Here is a 22,315-nt window from a genome sequence, read left to right on the forward strand (position 1 = left end):
ATTAATCCGGTAAAATTGTCTATTTGCTTTTATTAATTACCGAAAACAAATTTTTCCAGGTCCTCGGCTATTTTTCTGTCGTTACTCAACCTGGGTACTTTATTTTGACCGCCCAGTTTACCAATGCTTTTCATGTAATCGGCAAAACCGTTTTTTCTTACCGGGGTAATTTTAAGGCGTTGTAAAATATTTCCTGAAATAAGATCCTGGTAATACACATTTTTCTTACAAAGGTTTTCATCTACTTTTTCTGCAAAGGCGGTAATATCTGTTGGCGCATTTTCAAATTCTACAAACCATTGATGAAAACTTTTTCCTTTATCGGCAGTTACCATGGGTGCAACGGTAAATTCCCTTATGGCAATATTTTCTTTTTCTATTGCCCCAAGCAGTGCTTCTTCTACTTCTTCTGCAATTACATGCTCGCCAAATGCCGAAATAAAATGCTTGGTGCGGCCGGTAACCACAAGCCGGTAAGGCTTTGTACTAACAAATTTTATTGTATCGCCAATATTATAAGCCCATAAACCTGCATTACTGCTAATGATGAGTGCATAATTTACGCCTTCTGCCACATCTTTAAGCATTATACGCCTGTGGTTTTCTTTTCCCAATTCTTCCAAAGGTACAAATTCAAAGAAAATACCGCTGTTACTGTTCAATAACATACCCGGCCCTTTTTGCGTATCCTGGAAAGCAAAAAAACCTTCGCTTGCCGGGTAGAGTTCAATTATATCCACCTTGCGGCCAATGCTCTCCATTAATTTTGCTTTATACGGTGCAAAGTTTACACCGCCTTGTACCATTACACTAAAATTAGGAAACAGCGCTCCAATTTTTTTACCGGAACGGGCTTCCAGTTCATCAAAATACATTTGCATCCATGGCGGTATACCACTAATAAGCGACATATTTTGATTGATGGTTTCATCTATAATTTTACTGAGTTTTTCTTCCCAGTCTTCAATACAATTAGTTTCGTAAGTTGGCAATTGGTTGGACCGCAGGTAACGGGGCACATGATGGTTTACTATGCCGCTAAGCCTGCCCGTAGGTATGCCGCCTATTCTTTCCAAAACTGGCGAACCGCTTAAAAAAATCATTTTACCATTGGCAAAAGCTGTATTGCCCGTTTCGGCCATATAACAAAGCAATGCATTACGGGCCGTATTGATATGGTTATCTATACTGTCTTTGGTAATAGGAATATATTTTAAGCCACTGGTGGTACCACTGGTTTTTGCAAAATAAAGCGGCAAGCCTTTCCATAAAATATTATGCTTCCCTTCTTTAATTTTTTCAATGTAAGAGCGAAAGCCTTCATAATCTCTAATGGGTACTTTTTGGCTAAAATCTGCGTATGTTTTTATAGAAGCAAAATCATGTGCTTTCCCAAACTCTGTTTTAGCGCCGGTTTTTATTAATTCATTAAAAAGGTTTTGCTGGTCTTCAAGGGCAGTGGCCATTCCCTTTTTAATTTGCTTGGCCGTATAGGTGGCAAAGGGCTTTACCAGCAAAGATTTAATTTTCATCAAGACATATATTTAGGCGAACAATCGTTATGCAAATTTCGGTAATTTTTATACAACTACGTTATGTTTAACAAAATTACCCATTGAAATAAATAGATTAATACTAAAACAAACTTGGACGCCTGATAGTTTTAATTGTGGCCGGGTGAAGGGAAAAGAAAACCCCTCAAAAACGAGGGGAAATCTTAGATATTACATTTTACTTGATCAATGGTTTTCCCAGGAGTAATAACTTATACAGATTTTAATAAAGCCGATTGCTTAAAATAATTTTTACATTTACTGTAAATAAAAAGGCAACTACCATTTTTTATTTTAGATATTATGGGCTTATTCATTTCTTTTGAAACCGCCGGGCAACCCCAGCTACGGCCAAGGTAACCGTGGGAGCGGATAAATGTTTCACTCACATAATTTGCACTGTGCATGATGATGCCCCTTTCCTCGGCTTTATCATTAATATTTTTTTCCATGCCTTTCAACTTCATGGAAAAACCATGTTTTCCATCAAAGGTTCCGGCGGTTACATAAAACCCCGGGCTGCTTTGCAGGCTTTCATTTTTATTGGAAAATAAAGTTGCCATTCCTTTACCAGAATTTTCGCCATGGGCCACATAGGTATTATAAAGCAGCTTGCAGTTTTTTAAATCAATCACAAAAAGTCTTTTTTGGGAAGAAAGCTGAGTAAAATCTGCAATGGTAAGTATATCATCTTTATCCAGCTCCCCATTTTCTCTTAATATAGTATATCCAGCTATGGCATTATCAAATGCTTCGCTTGCAAGGCCTTTTGCCGAAAGCCTTAAGCTATCATATATAATACGGAATGGGCCATTATTGTTAACAGCGGGTAAGTTTGCTGATACATCATTGGCATAATCGGGAAAATTAGCTTTTGCCGACTTTAATACAAACGGTGTATGTAATATGGCAACTATAGCCAATAACCCCAATATATTAGCAGGTTGAACACAAAACTTCATCATACTTGAATTAACAACAAAACCGTAAAAAAATTATGTAGAAGTTCTGCTTATAGGCTTTTAAAAATTGAAAGTTTATGTAGAAAAAAATCGAGTACAAAATTACTCTCAATTAACAATAATTGCCCCGTTTGGTTTGTTAAGGTTTACTTAAACCTTTAACATTTTATTAACCAGCTATTTATAAAAGTAAAATTTGCTTGCCCTGATTTTTTTTAAACAAAATAAATTAAGAAAACCCAATACATCAAATACGAATTATTTCATACATTGCATACGAAATTAATCGTAAAATGAATACACAAGCAATTCCCCGCCCTACTGAGAGCGAACTGGAAATTTTATCCATATTATGGAAATATGGTAAATCATCGGTTCGTACTGTTCATGATGAAATTAGTAAAACCAAACCAACCGGGTACACTACTACTTTAAAATTTATGCAAATAATGTTAGACAAAAAACTACTAACAAGGGACAGTAGCTGCAAAGTACATGTGTATGAGCCTGCCGTAAGCAGGGAAAAAACCCAAAAGCAACTCGTAAGTAAAATGGTGAACAGTTTATTTTCGGGTTCGCCGGCACAACTGGTTTTGCAGGCGCTGGGCAGCTGCCACCCCAGCAACGAAGAACTGATAAAAATAGAAGAACTTTTAAAGGAATTAAAAACTAAAAAATAAACAGCATGGAGCATTTTGCCCATAGTTTTATTATAACAACTTTGCACTCTGCCTGGCAGGCATTTTTAATTTTAAGCGTTTATTATTTTGCAAACAAATTAATGCCGCACACTCACCCGGCGGCAAAAAGAGACTCTGCAATTTTATTGCTACTACTGCAAGTTTTTGTAAGCCTTTTTACTTTTCTGTTTATTTATTTTAATAATTCTATTCATATAAATGGGCAATGGGGTGCCTGGGTTAGTTTCTCCGGCTCCACCTTACTAAACCGTTTTTCAGGTTACTTAATTGTAGTTTACTTTGGCATTGTATTTTTAAAGCTGCTTTTCCTTTTTTACCAATGGGATCAATTTAAAAAGCATTGTGGCAACTCTTTATTAAAACCTGGAGCCGACATCAGTTTTTTTACTCATGCTATGGCAAAAAGTATGGGTATTACAAAAAGAGTAAAAATTTGGCATAGCCCACATATCCACTCCCCGCTCACATACGGCTTTTTAAAACCGGTAATTTTGCTGCCCATTTCCCTGGCAAACCATTTAACCATTGAAGAAACCGAAGCATTAATTATTCATGAACTTGCACATATTAAACAAAATGATTTTTTGCTAAACTGGATTTTATTGATAATAGAAACCTTATATTTCTTTAACCCTTTTATAAAATTGCTGGCAAGCGAAATAAGAAAAAACAGGGAACTTTCCTGCGATGTAGAAGTGATGAAAAAATATTATTCGCCTTTGCACTATGCAAATGCATTATATAAATCGGCAGCACAACATTTATTTGCAAATGCTTTTTCCATAACTGCCGCACAAAAAGAGGGTTTACTGCTCCACCGTATTTTATTCTTTACCGATACCAATAATCATTTTTTACCCAAAAGAAAGCTGGTGATAGTTCCTTTGCTTTCTTTAACCTTTATAACATTATTATTGGCGGTTATTTTACCCACAGAAAATAAAGAAATTAAAACAGTATCGTCATCATTCATTCGCACTGCGCTTCCATTTAATTCAGAAATTTCAATGCCGGAAATTTTATCAACAGATTATGTTATACCTACCCTACCTAAAATAACGTTAAGCAGCAAAAGCAGGAGTAATACAGTAGCTGTTAGTCAAACTGCATCAAAAGAAAAGAGAACAAAGCCTACTGGCGAAATTGAACATGATGCTTACTACAACTTAGTGCCCGTAAATTATATTGCACAAGCAGATAGTGTTACTGAAATTATTGTGAGTGAAGAAACAGCCGGGGGAAACTCCATTACCCGATCTTACAAAATGAGTTATAAAAACGGCAAATGGGAAATTACGCTATTGTGGATGGTTGAAAATAAAAAAGCGGAAGATAGTGTACATCAAAATATAGATACTACTTTGCAACACTATTATTAAAGGCTACCAAATATTCCTGGGGCAACTATCGCCGTATTTATTATTGAGTAAAAAGCCAAGCATTATTTCATGCGTTTGCCCGGTATAGGCACGCATTTGATTGGTAGTAGCAGATTCGTAAGCATAGCTTATATTAAATGTATTAGATACCAGTATGCCTGCCATTGCCGAATACCCTGCTACTAAATCCCCATACCGGTAAGCGCCACCCACCCAAAATTTATCCATATACTGAACTTTTGCATTTACATGCACACCAAATAACTGGGGCTTCCAATACTGTATCATTGCAGAAGGCATTAAACTTACATCATCACTTAACCACAAGCGGTAGCCAGCAGTAAAAAAATAATTGGGTTCAAAATAAGTTGACCGATCGTTTTTTTCGCCAAAAGAAACTTTACCAGGAATAATATTTAAAACCGAAAGCCCGGCAAAATATTTTGCAGAATACAACCAGAGCCCGGCGCCTAACTCAGGTTTAATTTTATTAATAGTGCCACTGGTTGTTCCAATAGCGGGATCATATACTCCCGGATCGGCCCATACCACTTTGCTTTGATCTAATTGAATGCTGCTTACGCCTGCCTGAAAACCCAAGCTCAACGTGGTTTTAACGCTAATAGGTTTATGATATGCATACGTTGCATAAGCGCTCCAGCGATTGAAATAGCCCGTTTTATCATTCATGCCAATAAACCCAATACCATGGTGTGGGCTTGGCGCCGTGTATACTTCCCAATAACTTTTTCCTCTTGGGTTTTCACCGGGAACAGCAAAGGATGTTGCGCTTGTACGATAATCTGTTTTACCAATTGGCCCATGAATACTGATATAAGTTGTACGGGGATGGCCTTCAATAGCCGACCATTGGTTGCGGTTACTCACTTTTAAATCTACATAATTTTCAATACCGGTAACTGCTGGATTAAGTATATAATTATTTAAAACATACTGGGTAAAATAAGGCTTTGACTGTGCAAAACCAACAATACAAATCACTACAGCAAAAAACACAACAATTATCTTCTTCACAGATAAGTTCATTTATTTTACAATGGTAACATAACCTGAATAAGGTTTGCGGCCACTGCCAGGTTCAATAATATAATAGTAAGTATCAATGGGCAAAGATTTGCCGTTCATAGTGCCGTTCCAGGGGATTTTATAGCCATTGGATTCATAAACTTTTTGCCCTGCCCTGGTAAATACTTTTATTTTACATTCGGGATAAGTATCCAGGTATTTTATCACCCATTTATCATTTATACCATCTCCATTCGGTGAAAATGTATTGGGTATCCTCGGCGCTTTTAATATTTTTACCAATACATCGTCACTCGCTTTACAGTTTCCGGATGCCGTTACAGTTAAGGTATATACAATATCATCTGTTGCTTTTACCAATGGGTTTTTAATAGTACTATTATTGAGGAAGCTATTACTGATGCTTAAATTATTTGTCCATAAATAAGAAAGGCTATTTCCGGTAACAAACGGATCCAGCATTAACGTACCGCCTTCCAGCATCACCCACTCTTGTCCTCGGTCTGCATCAACTGCAGGCATTGGATAAACGGTAATTGTTTTGCTAATAGAATCTACACAACCTGCCACTGATGTAAATGTATATTGCATGATATGGTTTCCTGCACCGGCAACTAAAGGATTAAACACGCCGAAAGCTGAAACGCCATTGCCGCTAAAAATTGTACCGGTAGAAGCTGACGGCATTCCCGTAGTTTCGCTCGCCTGCACTATTTGAAATGCAGGATCGGTTAAACATACCAAAGGCAAATCATCAAACTTTAGTTTGGGCTTGGCATGTACTGTTAAGGGCAAAGTTTCTTCGGTAAAACAGGTGCTGCCTGAGTAAGCAATCATCCTCACCTGGTAAGTTTTTGAAGATGGTGTATTAAACTCAGGAAATTTATGCTGGTACACTTTATTAATAAATGGGGTTTCATCTATTTCAGAAACAGCAGGCGCACCGGCATAATCCCAAAAGAGTTCTATACGGGTAATGCTACCTGTAGTAATTGTTGAAATATTTTTTATGGCAACTGTATCGTAAGCGCAATAATTATTGCCGCTCACCGATACCAAATGTGCCTGTGGATCGCCGCTATTGATAAATAAAACTGGCAAAGGCAGTAAGGTATCTCTGCAACCTTTATCGGTAATTACAATTTGCTGCACATTGTATGGCCCTACTAAACTGTAGGTATGTTGTACCACAGAGCCCGCCGCCGTATTGGGATTTGAAGGAGTGGAATTTGCAGCATCGCCAAAATTCCAAAGCACTTGCTGAATTACACTACCTGCAGGTGCATGGCTTGTATCTGTAAATTGGGCAAATGCATCCAGCAGGCAAACTTCAGGCATCACAAATCCTGCAACGGGGTTTTTATTTATAGTAATGGTTTGTTGTTTAACCAAACTTATACATCCATTACTTGTAGTTACGGTTAACTTTATGGTGTAATTACCGGGGCTGTTAAAAATATGAGAAGCTGTTGGCACAGCAGCCGTAATATTATTTAAAGTACCGCTTGACGGGTCGCCAAAATTCCAGCTATAACCGGTAATGGTTCCGGCATTGGCTACAGATGTATTTGCATTAAATACAATTGCTTCTTTTTCGCAGGTAATTGGCGCCCAGGTAAATGCTGCATCCGGCAATTTCCAAACGGTAACAGAAACTAACCCGGTTTGGTTTTGTAAACAATGTGTTGCACTTCCATCTTTTACATTTACCAGGTTATAATTAAATATTCCATCTACCATTGTGGGTACAGATAAAGTAACTGAAGTATTGCTTCCAGCTGTATTGATAGTTTGAGGCGTACCTCCATTTAAAGTATAAGTAAAAGTATATGGTGTAGAGCCGCCGGTTCCTGTAAAGGTTATTAAAGGCTGTGTTGCATTTTGACAAACGGATGCATTTCCGCTAATGTTTGCCGCAGGCAGTGGATTAACGGTAATAATTGTAGTATTACCTGTTGTATAAGTCCTGTTACATTGATTAGCGCTGCCTTCTGTAACTGCAAGTAATGTATAAGTATAGGTACCCGGAATATTTGTAGGCGCCAATATGTTTACACTATTACTTGAGGATGTGGTTTGAGCAGTTAATGCTGGTCCGCCATTTAATGTATAGGTAAATTTATAAGGCGCATTGCCACCGGAGCCAGTAAAAATTACCTGCGGTTGTATTGCATTTTTACAAACAACAGTTGTACCTGTAATAGTAGCTGCAGGAAGGTCTTTTACAGTAACTGTTGCTACTGAAGTGAGATTATTACTGCATAAAGCCGGGCTTGCATCGGTTACACTTATTAAATTGTAATTCAATACAGCAGCAACTGATGCAGGAACAGTAACTGTTGCCGTATTACTAGTAGCTGCTGATGAAACCGTTTGAGTTGCCCCACCATTTATGTTATAGGAAAAACTGTATGGTGGTATCCCGTTGCTTCCGGTAAAAGTGAGTGTAGGCGCTGAACCGTTTAAACAAATAGTTGTAGTACCTGTAACTGTTGCAGATGGTACCCTGCTCACCGTTACTGTTACCGTATCTGCTACTGTTTTTGAACAGGTATTCGGGCTACCTTCCCTTACACTCAATAAAATATATTTAAAAGTGCCGATTGTGTTAGTAGGAACAGGCAATGTTACACTATTGCCCGAAACAGTAGTAATACTTTGCACCGCTCCACTGTTTATTTTATAAGAAAAAGTATAAGGCGCTGTTGCTCCCGATCCTGTAAATGTAATATTGGGTGATACTGTATTCTGGCAAACATTGGCATCTCCGGAAATGGTAGCTGATGGCAATGCCCTTACAATAACAGGAACTGTAACTCCTGTAACCGGCTTAGTACATGCAACTGCACTACCTTCCTGAACCTGTGTAATGGCGTAAGTAAAGGTACCTGCATTAGCAGTGGAAACCGGTAAATTTACCGCATTGCCTGCAGTAGTTGAAATGGTTTGAGGTGTTCCACCATTAATTGTATAGGTAAATGTATAGGGAGCAGTAGCACCTGCGCCTGCAAAAATAATATTGGGTAACGGCCCGTTTTGACAAACAGATGCTGTTGATGCACTTAAAGCTGCATTGGGCAATGGCTTTACAATTACCTGTGCGCTTCCGGTTTGGTTTCTTGCACAAAGAGCAGAGCCGGTATTTTCTACTTTTACCAAAGAGTAAGTAAAAGTTCCGGCTGTAGCTGTAGGTACAGTTACCGTAGCAATATTTGAAGTACCAGTAGTAGTAACCGTTTGAAGCGGCCCACCGTTTAACCTATACGTAAACATGTAAGGCGCCGTTCCACCAGAGCCGGTAAATGTAATTACAGGTGAAGTGGAATTTAAACAAACAGTTGTAGCACCGCTAACGCCTGCCGAAGGCAAATCGGGTATATTAATTACAAAAGGCAATGTATCTGTAACACAACCGGCAGTAGTGATAGTTGAAAACTGTACGGTATGGTTTCCGGGTGTTGAAAATAAATGAGCAGGGTTTTGTAAAATGGATAGATTGGTTACTCCACTTCCAGGGTCGCCAAAATTCCAATACCATTTATATAAAGGCTTGGTACCAGGTGGCGTAATATCATTAAATTGAACTGTTTCGGCAATACATACCGGCGTGGTAAACGAAATATTGGGAACCGGCGGATCTGAAATATCGAGGTCAAAATTCAATTCCTGTTCCGTTCCGCAACCTTCGGGGTTAGGTGCATAAGTATAAATTGTTACCGGGAAACTGCCTACCGTAAAAAAAGTATAAAGTGCAGGAGCAGAATACCAGTAAATCTGTTTGCCGTTTACTACGGTTATAGAATCTGGTGGAACAGCAGGGCTTGGTGGATTATTATATATCGTAGTAACCACTGGCGGAGAACCGGGCAAACTGGTAAAATCCCATTTTATAGAATCTGCCATATATGGCAATGAAATTTTAAACTTAAATGGAGAATTAGTACACACAGATGGTGTTGGCTCAATACCATAAAGCATAGATACGCCAACGGTTTGGTACAGGTCTATAACATTAGTACCTGCAGAAAATGCATACGATTCATAATTGGTGCCAAAGCCATAAGCAATAGCATTAAAGCCACTATCTGCCTTTAACCTATACGAACCCGAGCCGGGAAAAATTTGCTTTAAATAAGAATAACCCGGCATTGCAGCAAATGCCTGCCATGTACCGCTTGGTGCAGCGCCATTAATAGTAAAACTAGGTATTGCTATAGTTTTTAGAAGAATATTTACATACTGATGTGTAATGTTTTGCTGGCTTGATGAAAAAATTGTAATGTCACTTATATTTTGCTCCACCGGGTTAAGGATTACCATATCCGGGTCACCATATCCACCACCTCCACAATCCAGCGAAGGCATGTACTGGGCAACACATACCGGCTTATCTGCGGTAATATTTACAGGGCCGGTATAAAGGGTTGGGTTGGAAATAAAAGCATTGGGATAAATATCACCCGCATTTAAGGTTGCAGTTAAAACTCCATTAAAATATACAGTGGTATTATCTTCAGATGCCATTACCCTCAATGCGTTTCCGTTGGGATAATCTGCCGTAGGAATGAAACCAAAATTTTTGCCCCATGTGGTAATTGGGTATAATTGCTGAAATAAGGGATCGTAAGAACTTCCGGCACAGGTAGCGCTACCAAATGTAATATTTGAGCTGCCCGAAAATACAGCTATAGGAAAACATCCGTTTGAACCAGATGCAATAGATTCAATTAATGTGCCCGTAATATCTTCAGTAGCCTGGTATTGATACATATCTCCGGCAAGCGGTAAATTAATATCGAATGATGGGCCAACCACTCCGTTCAATCTTGGTGTAACCCTCACTAATGTATTGGGCTTTGTGGCAATTACCTGAAACTGCGACCTGGCCAATTGGCCCGAACCATCTACCCCATCCTGAGTAAAACTTATTGCCCTGTATTTTTTTCCTAAAACTGATGTGGGCAAAAGCAACGTTGCCGCACTCCTTGCCTGGCCCCAAAGCTGTGCATAAGCTACAACTGCAGGCTGGCCGGGGTTTACTTTTACTTTAATTGACTTTTGAATTACCATACCCGATTGGGCATTGCTGATATGCGCCACTGAATGTGGTACCTGTATTTGTTGAAGGCCATTTGCTGCAATACTAAAATTTGCTGTAAAAGCACCGTTGGCCATAGTTATTGTTCCGGAACTGGCCCTGTCGGATGTTATCCAAATGCTTAAAGTTGCCAAAACATTGGCGCTGGGTACATGGTTTGGAAAACACAGGTAAAACTCCTTGCCTTTATTGGAAAAATTTTGTGCAAAAATGCCTGAACTAATCAATAAACAGCAGGTAATTAATTGTAAAACTTTTTTCATTTAAGTGGATGTAACTAAATTAATAGTCAAGGAGTAAAATATTTTTGGAACAATACATTAATTGAACGTCTAAATTACCACTTAAAATCCAAAATTTATAGACAATTTGAAGAGCGGAAAATAAAAAAAGGGCCGTATAGAAATACCGCCCTTGTTAAGAACCTTTTTGGTTCTGTAACCCCCAAAGAAAACCTCTTACTTAATAAACCAACGGTTTATTAAAATTATTTTGATAAGCTTTTGGCTTCTACAGCAAGTACCATGTAGTCATTTTCCATTTTCCAAACCTGAAAATATTTAACAGCTTTACTTATTTTATTGAGTTTTTGCTTGAATCTATAGGTTCCCTTTTCCTGGGGATCTGCACCCCATACATAACCTATGGCAATGTAATCTTTACCGTTTTCACTTGCCTGTACCACCCATTGGGTATCATCAGTAGCAGTTTTATCCTGCCATTCCATAAATAATTCATTGTTTTGGGTAGTTAATTTAAGGCCATTAGCGGATTTGGTTTCCTGGGCTTTAACGTTTGTACCTGCAAGCAGGATCAAACAGATATAAAATATTTTTTCATTTGTTCCATTGTGTTTTAAAATCATTATAGTTAAATACAATGGATATTGGGACTTAAATAGCCTATAGCTTTGATAGTTAAAAGAGGCAGGCGAAATTATTTTACCCTTACAGGCTGCAATATTAAAAGTATAGTTTGAGGAAAAAAAGTTAACGTTATATACCTGCCCAAATATTCAAGAGAAAGATTGGAAGATTTCCAAATAAGTGTAAAAGTGTATTTCATTTTCTGTGGTTTAAAATTATTAAAACTTAGCCTGGTTTATATGTTGAAAATTTTTCAACTGCATAAGAAGATTGGTGGTAAGAACCGGAAAGAGCGAGGTAAGCTTTTGCCGTAATTCTGATGCAAACATAGTATCCATTTTTGCAAATCCAAAGTTTTGAACAGTAATTTCCACATATTTAGAGTATAAATATCATTACCAGTATAGACGCTTTGAAATTTTTTATCAAATCGCTAAATTTTGTAAATTTTTCAAAATAAAATATCATTTATAGAATATTCAGTGCTTTTATTAGCTATAACTTAAAAAATATACATAAGTACTCAAGCGGAAAAATTTATTTGCCACATTGTCATTAAATATAAACTACAGTTCAAAAATACATTAATCCGTGGTTTATCCATTTTTATGCATCTGTCTTCAGTTCAATTATTTCGCAGAAAGTAGGGTAGCATTGCAATTTTAAGTGTGTATTTTGTTTAATGTAAAAATTTATATCAATTATTTATTTATATTAAATCAATATTCATTTGAAAATCTATACTTTATATAACTATTAAAATATTACATCTAATATGTTGAATATATCTATCCCTCATATTCTTATAAGTCAGTTTACGCTAAAAAATTACTAAAATTAATATATATATACATATAAATAAACATTTAAAAATCAAATTGTTATCATTTTTATATTTTACTTATTTTTTTAGGTTAAATATTTTTATACTATTTAAAAGTTTTTGTGTTCGCATACTAATAATATTAGATTGTATTTTTTTATAATTAACAAAGTTGAATGTGCTTATCCACTATTTTTGCATAAATAACTTGAATGAAAAGGCCTCTTCCCTATTTTTTCTCCCTTCTATTTTCGATTATCGTTTTTATGTCATCTTGTCGTAATATCAAAGATTTAGAATTTAGGGATTATGAAAATATGCGCCTTGAAAATTTAGGTTTCTCCTCAACAAGGCTTCTGGTAGATTTAATTTATTATAACCCCAATAATTTTGGAATGCAGTTAAATAATACAGATTTGGACATTTTTATAAACGATAAATTACTGGGTCATTCCAGCCAGGATTTACAGGTTTCTATTCCCCGACGAAAAGAATTTACCCTTCCAATGGTAGTAGATATAGATATGAAAAACCTGCTTAAAAATGGTTTAACGGCGTTTACAAACAAAGAAGTAAATGTGCGGTTAATAGGAAAAATTAAAGTGGGTAAGGGCGGTATTTATAAATCCTTCCCGGTAGATTATACTTCCAAACAGGTATTCTCTTTTCTTAAATAGCCGGAGGATTAAGTATTTTATACTTTGTATGCAATATTGTTAAATTGAAGAAACTAAAGACACAAAAAAAGCCACCAAATTGGTGGCTTTTAGCTACTAAGAAATTTTTATTGTTTTTCGTCTGCTACAACGGGTTTAGCACCCTGGTCTTCCGGTTTTTTGCAACATTTTGGAAGTTTAGCATAAGCTTCGGGAACCGCTGTTACATCATCAGCATCATACCCTACTGTTGCTATTTGGGCTTTAATATTTTCAATATTGGTACGGTCTGTAATCCATGAAACCGATGTGGTTTTTTTTTTTTACGTTTACTTTTACAGCAGTTACACCTTCGGCCCGGGATAAATACTTTTCAATTTTACCCTTGCACATATCACATTGTATAGTAGGTGTATTAATTACCGCCTTATCTGTGATTTTTTGTGCATTTGCCGATAATACAAAACCTGTAAGGGCAAGCACTAATAGTTTAAAATGTTTCATTCTTTAAAATTTTGGCATAAAAATACCTCATTTGCCCCAATTTTCAGGTGATTGGCGCCAGTTTAACAAAGAATTGAACTGATCTTGCGTTACCAATCCTTTTTTAAAGGCAATTTGTAACAATGCATCGTAGTTACTTAATGAAAAATTAGTTATTGCCTCCTTTTCGAAAGAATCCCGGGCCTGCTCAAAACCATAAGTAAATAAAGATACCATACCCACTACCTGCATACCTGCCAGCTTAATAACTTCACACACCTGTAAACTGCTTTTTCCGGTAGAAATCAAATCTTCAACTACTACAACCTTTGCACCGGGTACAATATTACCTTCTATTTGGTTGCCTAGCCCATGTTCCTTTGGTTTTGGCCTCACATAAATAAACGGTAGCTTAAGTTGGTCAGCCGCCATTGCTCCCCAGGCAATTCCTGCAGTAGCAACAGCAGCCAGTATTTCCGCATCGGCAAATTTTTCAAAATTACATTGCATAATTCACTTTTTACATAATCCCGTTCATAAGGAAAAGAAAGCAGCTTACGGTTGTCGCAGTAAATTGGGCTTTTCCAGCCACTTGCCCAGGTAAATGGGATGCTTACATTTAATTTTACTGCATCCACCTGCAATAGTTTTTCCGCTACAACCGATTCATTTGCCAGCATAATAAATACTTGATTTTATCAAAGATAAGGAGCGCAAGGTTAAATGCATATACGTATATTGTCCCAATTGCATACTTTTATTGCAGCAAATTTACCGGCATGGAAATAAAAATTTATTTTTGGAAAAACCCGTTTATTTGTGTGATGTATTAAATGCCAGCCACAAGGCATTACTCAAGCACCCAGATACAGTTTTTATAGATGAAGTATCCACTCCTGCCATCCATACTTTACTTCATGAAATTGCAAAAGATAATTTACATGCAGGCATCTTGCTTTTCCCGGATTTACAAAAACTCAAAAAAAATGTTTTTCAGGAATTTTAAAATAGTAGAAGCTGCCGGCGGTATTGTGCAAAACGAAAATAAAGAAATACTTTTCATTTACAGGCGCAACAAATGGGATTTACCCAAAGGCAAAATTGAAAAGAAAGAACTGCCCGAAAATGCCGCAGCAAGAGAAATTGAGGAAGAGACCGGGATTAAAACCTTTATTTTAAAAAGAAAATTGGCAGTACATTTCATATCTATAACGAATATGGCAAGTCAATTCTAAAAGAAACGCATTGGTTTTATTTTACGTCTCCCAATCAGGAGGCTGTGCCCCAAACGGAAGAAGATATTACTGAGGTAAAATGGTTTAAAACCCGTGATATTAAAGTTCCTGCATCCAACACTTATGAAAACATTAAAGAAATCCTGCATCGTTTTTTGATGAACCGTAGAATTGAACGATAACCATTACCAAAATACTAAAGTGAACTGCTGTGAATGAAAAATTTTTTACGCCTTACCATACATCCTTTTAAACTCCTCATTTTTCTTTTTAAAAATTTGCCCAGCGCATTTTCAGTGGTGTAAGGGTACAATATGTTGATGGCGATAAATGCGTAGTAACCGTTCCCTATAAATGGTTTTCCCGCAACCCTTTTCGCAGTACTTATTTCGCCTGCCTGTCTATGGCTGCCGAAATGAGTACAGGCGTTTTGGCCATGGGCCACAGCTATGGGCAAAACCCTCCTTTAAGTATGCTTGTATTAAAAGTGGAAGGTACATTTAGTAAAAAAGCAACAGGTATTACCACTTTTACCTGCGATGAAGGAAAGCGTATTGCTATGGCCATTAAAGAAACAGTATCCAGTGGAAAAAGTGTTTCCGTAACAGTAAGGGCTGTAGGTAAAAACAAAATAGACGAACTAGTGGCCGATTTTTTATTTAACCTGGAGCTTCAAAGTAAAAGCGCATAAAATAAATAGCCGGTAACGTATTTTCTGCTGCATTAAAACATGCTTACAACCCGTTTTTAATACAGCCTTACCAAGTTTTAAGCAATCAGCAGGTAATGATATCCTGTAAAAGCAATTCCACTATAAATTCTTAATTTTGCCATCATTATTGCCGGGTTTTAAAAAGTAAGCATTAACCATTTTTGAAACCTGCTGGTAAATATTTATATGGCTAAAGAAATCCGCAAGCAGGAAGCATTAGAATACCACGCCAGGTGGCGACCTGGAAAAATTGAAGTAATACCGAGCAAAGAAGCAAAAACACAAAGAGACCTTTCACTTGCTTATTCACCAGGCGTTGCATGGCCATGCAAAGAAATTGCCGCAAACCCCGAGGACATTTATAAATATACTGCAAAGGGCAACCTTGTAGGCGTAATAAGCAATGGCACTGCTGTATTAGGCCTTGGTAATATAGGTGCTGGAGCCGGTAAGCCGGTTATGGAAGGCAAGGCAGTGTTATTTAAAATATTTGCCGACATTGATGTATTTGATATTGAAATTAACGAAACCGATCCCCAAAAATTTGTAGAAATTGTAAAAGCGCTGGAACCCACATTTGGAGGCATCAACCTTGAGGATATTAAGGCCCCGGAATGTTTTTATATTGAGCAGGAATTAAAGAAGCAATGCCAAATACCGGTAATGCACGACGACCAGCATGGCACAGCAATAATTTCATCTGCGGCTTTATTGAATGCACTGGAAATACAAAAAAGAAAATAGATAAAATACAAATTGTGGTAAGTGGCGCAGGCGCTGCAGCAATGGCCTGCATACAACTTTACACCGCACTAGGCGCAAGGCCTGCCCAATTTAAAGTATTTGACATTAATGGTATTCTTCACCAGGGAAGAAGCGATATAGAAAAAATTAAACAAGCTTATTGTGTAACAGAAAAATATAAAAACTTTACACTTGCCGATGCCATGAAGGATGCCGATGTTTTTTGGGTTTAAGCGTAGGCAATGTAGTTACAAAAGAAATGGTAAAGTCAATGGCCAAAAACCCCATTGTATTTGCTCTTGCCAATCCGGATCCTGAAATTTCTTATACAGAAGGGACAGAAAGCCGCAAAGACCTGATAATGGCAACAGGCCGAAGTGATTTTCCCAACCAGGTTAATAATGTATTAGGCTTCCCTTATATTTTCAGGGGCGCTTTGGATGTGAGGGCCACACAAATAAATGAAACGATGAAGCTTGCTGCAGTAAAAGCACTTGCAGATTTAGCCAAATCACCAGTACCCACAATTGTAAACCTTGCGTATAATGATAATACTATTTTCTTTGGCCGGGATTATATTATTCCTAAACCGATAGACCCCAGGTTGTTGGTAACCGTTGCCCCAGCAGTAGCAAAAGCAGCCATGCAAAGTGGCGTAAGCAGGCAGGCCATTGGCGATTGGGAAGCTTATGAACAGGAGCTCAATCACAGGCTGGGATTAGATAACCAACTAAGCAGGGTTATAAGCGCAAAAGCCCGAAAAGATCCAAAGCGTGTAGTATTTGCCGATGGTGAAAATGTAAAAATTATTAAAACCGCACAATTGGTTTTGGAAGAAGCTGTGGGTTTCCCCATTTTACTGGGAGCAGAAAAGAAAATAAAATCTATTGCCGAAACTTATGGTATTGATTTAAATGAAATACCTATTATAGATTGTAAAGATGATGATTGTGAAGACCTGCGCAAACAATTTGGCGATCTCTTTTTTGAAAAAAGGCAGCGTAAAGGCGTAAATAAATACGAAGCCTACAAAATGATGAAAGACCGCAACTATTTTGGTTGTATGATGGTAGAAACTGGCATTGCCGATTGCCTTATCAGCGGGCCAAGCAGGAAATATTCCGAAGCAATAAGGCCGGCCATACAGGTTATAGGCACCGAGCCGGGAGTTAAAAAAATTGCCGGTATGTACCTCTTATTTACCCGTAAAGGACCCTTATTTTTGGCAGACACCACCGTAAACTTCAGGCCTACAGCAGAGGAACTGGCAGAAATAACTTTAATGGTGGCAAAAGAAGTAAAACAGTTTAATATAGAACCCAAGATTGCTATGCTCTCTTATTCAAATTTTGGCAGCAGTAATTCACCCGAAGCCAACCTGGTAAGGCAGGCAAGGGAAATTGTAAAGCAAAAAGAACCCACGCTTAAATGCGATGGCGAAATACAGGGTATTTTAGCTTTCAATAAAGAAATACTTAAAGAAAATTATCCTTTTTCGGAACTGGTGAATGAAGACGTAAATACTTTAATTTTCCCCAATCTTGTTTCGGGTAATATTGCCTATAACTTATTGCAGGAACTGGGCAGTGCAGACAGTATTGGGCCCATACTTTTAGGATTAAACAAACCGGTACATGTATTGCAATTGGGCAGCAGCAGCCGTGGCATTTTTAATATGGTATTAATTGCCGTAGTAGATGCTCAGGTAAAAAGCAGGCAAAATGAACAGGATGAAATGAAAAGAAAACGCTGGTGGAAACGTTTTTCAAAATCATCATCAAAAATTTAACACCCTATCCTATTCCCGCAAAAAGAATAAAAGATGAAATTTTTTACAGAACTTGGCAGATATATGCTTATGCTGAAGGGAATGTTCAGCAAGCCGGAAAACCCAAAACTTTATTGGAAAGAATTTATGCACCAATGCTCCGAAATTAGCATGGGTGCATTGCCCATAGTATGTATTATTTCTGTATTTATGGGTGCGGTAAGTGCGGTGCAAACAGCATACCAGCTCGTAAGCCCGCTTATACCTAAAACTACTATTGCCCAAATTGTACGAGATACGGTAATACTGGAATTTTCCCCTACCCTTGTTTGCATTGTACTTGCAGGGGTTATTGGCAGCAAAATTGCCAGCGAACTGGGCAATATGAGGGTGAGCGAGCAAATCGATGCATTGGAAATTATGGGAATCAATACAAAAACGTTTTTGATACTGCCTAAAATTGTTGCCGCAGTTATTGTAATTCCTATGCTCATTGTACTATCCATGGTACTGGGAATTTGGGGTGGAAGGCTTGCCGGAGATCTATCCAATATTTTATCCAGTGCCACTTTTGATATTGGGTTAATGCAAAACTTTATTCCGTTTAATGTATTTTTGCATTGGTAAAAGCCTATACGTTTGCATTTATTATAAGCAGTGTATCGGCGTTTTACGGGTATTATGTAAAAGGCGGCGCTTTAGAAATTGGCAAGTCAAGTACAAAATCAGTGGTTGTAAGCTGTGTGGTAATCTTATTGGCTGATTATTTACTGGCCGCTTTGCTTCTTTAATAAAAAAAATTATGATTGAATTCAACAATATCAAAAAAAGTTTTTCGGGCAAAGTAGTTTTAGATGGTGTAAGCCATGTAATGGAAACCGGCAAAACCAACCTCATCATAGGTACCAGCGGCAGCGGTAAAACCGTTTTGCAAAAATGCCTTGTTGGCCTAATTGAACCCGATGAAGGAGAAATAATTTATGATGGCAAAAGTTTTAATGCCATGTCTGCCGAAGAGAGAAAATTATTGCGCCAGGATATAGGCATGTTGTTCCAGGGTTCGGCTTTATTTGACAGCATGACGGTGGAAGACAATGTAAAATTTCCTTTAAACATGTTTACTACGGATAGTAACTCCAAAAAACTTTCCCGAGTAAATGAAGTATTAGCAAAAGTGAACCTTAGCGGAGTTAACAAAAAGTTTCCGGCAGAAATAAGCGGTGGTATGAAAAAAAGGGTGGGAATTGCACGTGCCATTGTATTAAACCCCAAATATTTATTTTGCGATGAGCCCAACTCCGGCCTCGACCCCGTAACATCTATGGTTATTGACCAGTTGATTAAGCAAATAACGGTGGAACAAAACATAACTACCATTATTAATACCCACGATATGAACAGCGTAATGGAAATTGGCGACAACATTCTTTATCTGCTGAACGGTAAAAAAGAATGGAGCGGCACAAGCAAGGATATTATTTTTCCGACAACAAACAACTGAACCAGTTTATTTTTGCTTCGGAATTTTTGCAGGATGCCAAAGAAATGCGTATGCTTGAAGCTAAAGAAAAATTAAAAAGCAAAGGAAATTAAAAGTCAGCTTTTAAAAGTTTACAAACCTTGCTACCGGCTCCTTTTATTATTTTCACAAAATACAATCCCTGCGGAAGTTGTACTACGGGTAATTTAATGTTTTGAAGCCCTGGCAAAAATTGCACATCATTTTTTTGTAATAATATTTGGCCAGCGGCATTAGAAATGATTATTTTTCCGGCAGATTTTTCATTTGAAAACACTTGTACAGTAAGCTTATCTTTTACCGGGTTGGGCAATATGCTTGCCCAGTTACTTATTTTTTCCTGTATCTCTACTTTTATAATTTCAGAATAAAACCCAGTACCATTTGCCTGCAAATATTTGATTCTGTAGTATAATATATTAATTCCGGGAGGTAAATATTTATCGGTAAAACTATAAGTGGACGAATTGCTTTTATCAATTTCGGCTATGGCATTAAACACAACCCCATTTATGCTGCGTTCAACTTCATAACTTTCTACATCGCTTTGCGTAAGCATTTGCCAGTAAGTATCCACTGCATCATTTTTATACAGCGCATTAAAATACATCAGTTTTTGAGGAACAGTAGTACAGTTAATTACGTTTACTTTAATAGAATCAATAGTACTACAAATGGTAAAATTTTCCTGGCCACCCTGTCCGCCTGTACCGCCATTAAATACATTGGTATGCCCGGTAACTACATACCAGGTAGTATCCATAGGCTTTACATTTACCGAATCGGCATAACCGATGATGTATAAGGATGGTTTAAAACCCCAGCTATAATATTGTGCACCGGATACTTTAATACCTGCGGAATCCAATTCGCAAATAGTAGCCGGGTTTGCCGTCATCACTATTTGGGGATAAGCACCTGCAATTACCACACTATTAAAAACTTTATTACTGGTGTCTGTTCCTTTTACAACCCTTAGTTCCATCGCATAGGTTCCGGGATTGGTATAACAAACAACTCCCGGACTTTGCAAGCTGGAAGTAGATGGGGTACCGCCGGGAAAATTCCATAACCATTCCGTAGGGCTGCCTGTAGAAAAATCGGAAACATTTACACAAGCAGGTGCACAAATGGCGCCCTGGTCCACTTTTACATCTGCTACCAAAGAATCACATGGCCTTGAAGTAAGGCGGAAACCTACAGCAGCAGTACATCCATTGGCATCTGTGCCAGTAACCATATAATATATAGAGCCTGATTGCACCCTTGCTTTTACCGATGAACCTGTTGTGCTGCTTAACCCTGTTGAAGGCGACCATGTATAAGTAAGTGCACCATTTACGCTCAAAAGGGTTGAATCGTTCCGGCACACCATTATTGTTTCATCAGTTGGGTTTTTATTCAAAACTGGTGAAGGAAAATACTGAATGGTTACATTGGCTGAATTTACGCATCCGTTTACATCTGTTCCATACGCAGTAAAAGTAGAAGTAACGTTTATTTGTGCTCGTGTTTTTGCAAGCACTGTGTTACTAAGGCCTGCTGAAGGAGTCCAATTGTAAAAACTGGCGCCACTTGCAGTTAAATCAACAGACTGAAAGCCGCAAACAGAAGGCGCCGACTGACTAATGGAAATATTGGGCAATGTATTTACCCGTATATAATTTGAAAGGTTGCGACTATCGGAATTTGTACCGTCTGACACCACTAAATTAACCGCATAATTGCCTGGAGCGTTATAGGTAATTAAACCCGGGTTTTGCAAAGTAGAGGAAGATGGGCTACCACCGGGGAAACTCCAGTTCCATGAAGTAATGTTGCCTGTTGACTGGTCGGAAAAATTTACTGCGGTACCAATACAAATATTATTATCACTGGAAATTAATGCCGAATTAAGTAAAGCAGGGATATTTTCGGAAATAGTGCCATTTAAAAAATATTTACCCAGGCTACCGTAACCCGACTGATTTGCATTTGAAACGCCATCAATATAAATAAAATAATTACCCGGGTACAATAAAAAATTATTTATGGAAGCATCTAATATACTTGCAGGTTTACTTATTCTTAAAGTTTCATTTAAGTCATTCTTCAACACTAATGAAATATCCAGGTTAGCTTTTATATTTGACCCCAGGCTGTAAGGCAAGGCATTTATTGAAACATAAGCCGTATCGCTTAATGAAAATGTAAATACATCCACATCGGTATTGGTAGTTATTAAACCACTGTCGGTAAAAGCGCCTGCAACAACATTCAACATTGTTGCAGAGGCATTATCGTTTCCGTGGTCATCGGTACGAAAGGTTACGCCCTGGTTTGACGGGGAAATTATTTGTGCAAGGTCACTTTGTGCATAGTTACAACCGGCATTAAATGCAAGGTTGCTCCAGGTAGACATATTTTTATTATACCCTACTCCCATTATTGGCGCCCAGCCAATTTCTCCGGAACCTATACCATAATAGTATTCATTTGTTTTATTACAACTACCATCATATTGGCTATGATGGTTTAAAGTAAGTGTATGGCCTGCTTCATGCGATCCTGCTTCGGCTGCATTATACTCGTTGCCGATGGCATTTACAAAAACAAAGCACACTTTGTTTGCAATACCGCCAAATGTACTCAGGTAAGCCACACCTCCTGCAGGGTTGGGATACCAACTGCTTGATGGCGTAAATAAAACCCTCATTCTTTTTGCAGAAGGGTGGTAAAAAAATCAATGAGTCAGTGGTAATATTAATATTGAATGGCCGGTAATCTTCT

General features: G+C 37.8%; 14 protein-coding genes and 4 pseudogenes. 10 read left to right on the forward strand and 8 right to left on the reverse strand.

What is annotated here, in order from left to right; genetic code table 11:
* Positions 1-32: 32 nt before the first annotated feature.
* A complete protein-coding gene (locus tag IPO46_02170) occupies positions 33-1,532 on the reverse strand; it encodes a GH3 auxin-responsive promoter family protein (GenBank protein ID QQS63441.1) in 1,500 nt (499 codons plus the stop codon).
* A 233-nt stretch (positions 1,533-1,765) separates the two neighbouring features.
* Complete coding sequence (locus IPO46_02175; protein ID QQS63442.1) at positions 1,766-2,518, reverse strand: murein L,D-transpeptidase catalytic domain family protein; 753 nt, start codon at positions 2,516-2,518, stop codon at positions 1,766-1,768.
* 290 nt (positions 2,519-2,808) lie between these two features.
* On the opposite strand from IPO46_02175, the gene IPO46_02180 reads away from it, so the two are divergent.
* On the forward strand, positions 2,809-3,195 hold the full coding sequence (locus tag IPO46_02180; protein QQS63443.1) for a BlaI/MecI/CopY family transcriptional regulator: 387 nt from the start codon (positions 2,809-2,811) through the stop codon (positions 3,193-3,195).
* 5 nt (positions 3,196-3,200) lie between these two features.
* Positions 3,201-4,595, forward strand: coding sequence for a M56 family metallopeptidase (locus tag IPO46_02185; GenBank protein QQS63444.1), 1,395 nt, complete (start codon positions 3,201-3,203; stop codon positions 4,593-4,595).
* A 3-nt stretch (positions 4,596-4,598) separates the two neighbouring features.
* Here IPO46_02185 and IPO46_02190 read toward each other — a convergent pair whose 3' ends face one another.
* The 3 genes from IPO46_02190 to IPO46_02200 form a co-directional block, all read right to left on the reverse strand.
* Complete coding sequence (locus tag IPO46_02190; protein QQS63445.1) at positions 4,599-5,642, reverse strand: type IX secretion system membrane protein PorP/SprF; 1,044 nt, start codon at positions 5,640-5,642, stop codon at positions 4,599-4,601.
* Positions 5,643-11,003, reverse strand: coding sequence for a gliding motility-associated C-terminal domain-containing protein (locus IPO46_02195; GenBank protein QQS63446.1), 5,361 nt, complete (start codon positions 11,001-11,003; stop codon positions 5,643-5,645).
* Between the two features lie 224 nt (positions 11,004-11,227).
* The gene (locus IPO46_02200) at positions 11,228-11,605 is read right to left on the reverse strand and encodes a hypothetical protein (GenBank protein QQS63447.1); all 378 of its coding nucleotides are present in this window, start codon (positions 11,603-11,605) and stop codon (positions 11,228-11,230) included.
* Between the two features lie 1,090 nt (positions 11,606-12,695).
* On the opposite strand from IPO46_02200, the gene IPO46_02205 reads away from it, so the two are divergent.
* Complete coding sequence (locus IPO46_02205) at positions 12,696-13,106, forward strand: LEA type 2 family protein (protein ID QQS63448.1); 411 nt, start codon at positions 12,696-12,698, stop codon at positions 13,104-13,106.
* Between the two features lie 252 nt (positions 13,107-13,358).
* Here IPO46_02205 and IPO46_02210 read toward each other — a convergent pair whose 3' ends face one another.
* Both IPO46_02210 and IPO46_02215 read right to left on the reverse strand, forming a co-directional pair.
* On the reverse strand, positions 13,359-13,589 hold the full coding sequence (locus tag IPO46_02210) for a cation transporter (GenBank protein ID QQS63449.1): 231 nt from the start codon (positions 13,587-13,589) through the stop codon (positions 13,359-13,361).
* 27 nt (positions 13,590-13,616) lie between these two features.
* Positions 13,617-14,248 (reverse strand): annotated as a pseudogene (locus tag IPO46_02215) (orotate phosphoribosyltransferase).
* Positions 14,249-14,367: 119 nt separating this feature from the next.
* Here IPO46_02215 and IPO46_02220 point away from each other — a divergent pair.
* The 7 genes and pseudogenes from IPO46_02220 to IPO46_02250 all read left to right on the forward strand — a co-directional run bounded on the left by IPO46_02220 (position 14,368) and on the right by IPO46_02250 (position 19,620).
* Entirely contained in the window at positions 14,368-14,574 is a 207-nt protein-coding gene (locus IPO46_02220) for a hypothetical protein (GenBank protein ID QQS63450.1), read from the forward strand.
* Positions 14,555-14,803, forward strand: coding sequence for an NUDIX domain-containing protein (locus tag IPO46_02225; protein QQS63451.1), 249 nt, complete (start codon positions 14,555-14,557; stop codon positions 14,801-14,803). The genes IPO46_02220 and IPO46_02225 overlap by 20 nt, the downstream gene beginning before the upstream one ends.
* Before the next feature lie 44 nt (positions 14,804-14,847).
* The gene (locus tag IPO46_02230; GenBank protein ID QQS63452.1) at positions 14,848-14,985 is read left to right on the forward strand and encodes a hypothetical protein; all 138 of its coding nucleotides are present in this window, start codon (positions 14,848-14,850) and stop codon (positions 14,983-14,985) included.
* Positions 14,986-15,092: 107 nt separating this feature from the next.
* Positions 15,093-15,494 (forward strand): DUF4442 domain-containing protein, encoded by a 402-nt coding sequence (locus IPO46_02235; GenBank protein QQS64294.1) that lies wholly within the window; start codon positions 15,093-15,095, stop codon positions 15,492-15,494.
* A gap of 207 nt (positions 15,495-15,701) precedes the next feature.
* Positions 15,702-18,048 (forward strand): annotated as a pseudogene (locus IPO46_02240) (NADP-dependent malic enzyme).
* 33 nt (positions 18,049-18,081) lie between these two features.
* Positions 18,082-18,818: pseudogene (locus IPO46_02245) on the forward strand (ABC transporter permease).
* A gap of 11 nt (positions 18,819-18,829) precedes the next feature.
* Positions 18,830-19,620: pseudogene (locus IPO46_02250) on the forward strand (ATP-binding cassette domain-containing protein).
* Here the strand turns inward: IPO46_02250 and IPO46_02255 are convergent.
* Entirely contained in the window at positions 19,617-22,241 is a 2,625-nt protein-coding gene (locus IPO46_02255) for a PKD domain-containing protein (GenBank protein ID QQS63453.1), read from the reverse strand. The pseudogene IPO46_02250 and the gene IPO46_02255 overlap by 4 nt on opposite strands.
* Positions 22,242-22,315: the final 74 nt, after the last annotated feature.

Source organism: Chitinophagaceae bacterium (assembly GCA_016699815.1).
In the GTDB taxonomy this organism is placed as follows: domain Bacteria; phylum Bacteroidota; class Bacteroidia; order Chitinophagales; family Chitinophagaceae; genus Ferruginibacter.

What these genes read in the sequence shown, in the direction of transcription:
- IPO46_02190 (QQS63445.1), bottom strand. Translation starts at nt 5,642, where the DNA reads ATGAACTTATCTGTGAAGAAGATAATTGTTGTGTTTTTTGCTGTAGTG.
- IPO46_02170 (QQS63441.1), bottom strand. Translation starts at nt 1,532, where the DNA reads ATGAAAATTAAATCTTTGCTGGTAAAGCCCTTTGCCACCTATACGGCC.
- IPO46_02200 (QQS63447.1), bottom strand. Translation starts at nt 11,605, where the DNA reads ATGATTTTAAAACACAATGGAACAAATGAAAAAATATTTTATATCTGT.
- IPO46_02210 (QQS63449.1), bottom strand. Translation starts at nt 13,589, where the DNA reads ATGAAACATTTTAAACTATTAGTGCTTGCCCTTACAGGTTTTGTATTA.
- IPO46_02205 (QQS63448.1), top strand. Translation starts at nt 12,696, where the DNA reads ATGTCATCTTGTCGTAATATCAAAGATTTAGAATTTAGGGATTATGAA.
- IPO46_02175 (QQS63442.1), bottom strand. Translation starts at nt 2,518, where the DNA reads ATGATGAAGTTTTGTGTTCAACCTGCTAATATATTGGGGTTATTGGCT.
- IPO46_02180 (QQS63443.1), top strand. Translation starts at nt 2,809, where the DNA reads ATGAATACACAAGCAATTCCCCGCCCTACTGAGAGCGAACTGGAAATT.
- IPO46_02195 (QQS63446.1), bottom strand. Translation starts at nt 11,003, where the DNA reads ATGAAAAAAGTTTTACAATTAATTACCTGCTGTTTATTGATTAGTTCA.
- IPO46_02185 (QQS63444.1), top strand. Translation starts at nt 3,201, where the DNA reads ATGGAGCATTTTGCCCATAGTTTTATTATAACAACTTTGCACTCTGCC.
- IPO46_02225 (QQS63451.1), top strand. Translation starts at nt 14,555, where the DNA reads ATGTTTTTCAGGAATTTTAAAATAGTAGAAGCTGCCGGCGGTATTGTG.
- IPO46_02255 (QQS63453.1), bottom strand. Translation starts at nt 22,241, where the DNA reads ATGAGGGTTTTATTTACGCCATCAAGCAGTTGGTATCCCAACCCTGCA.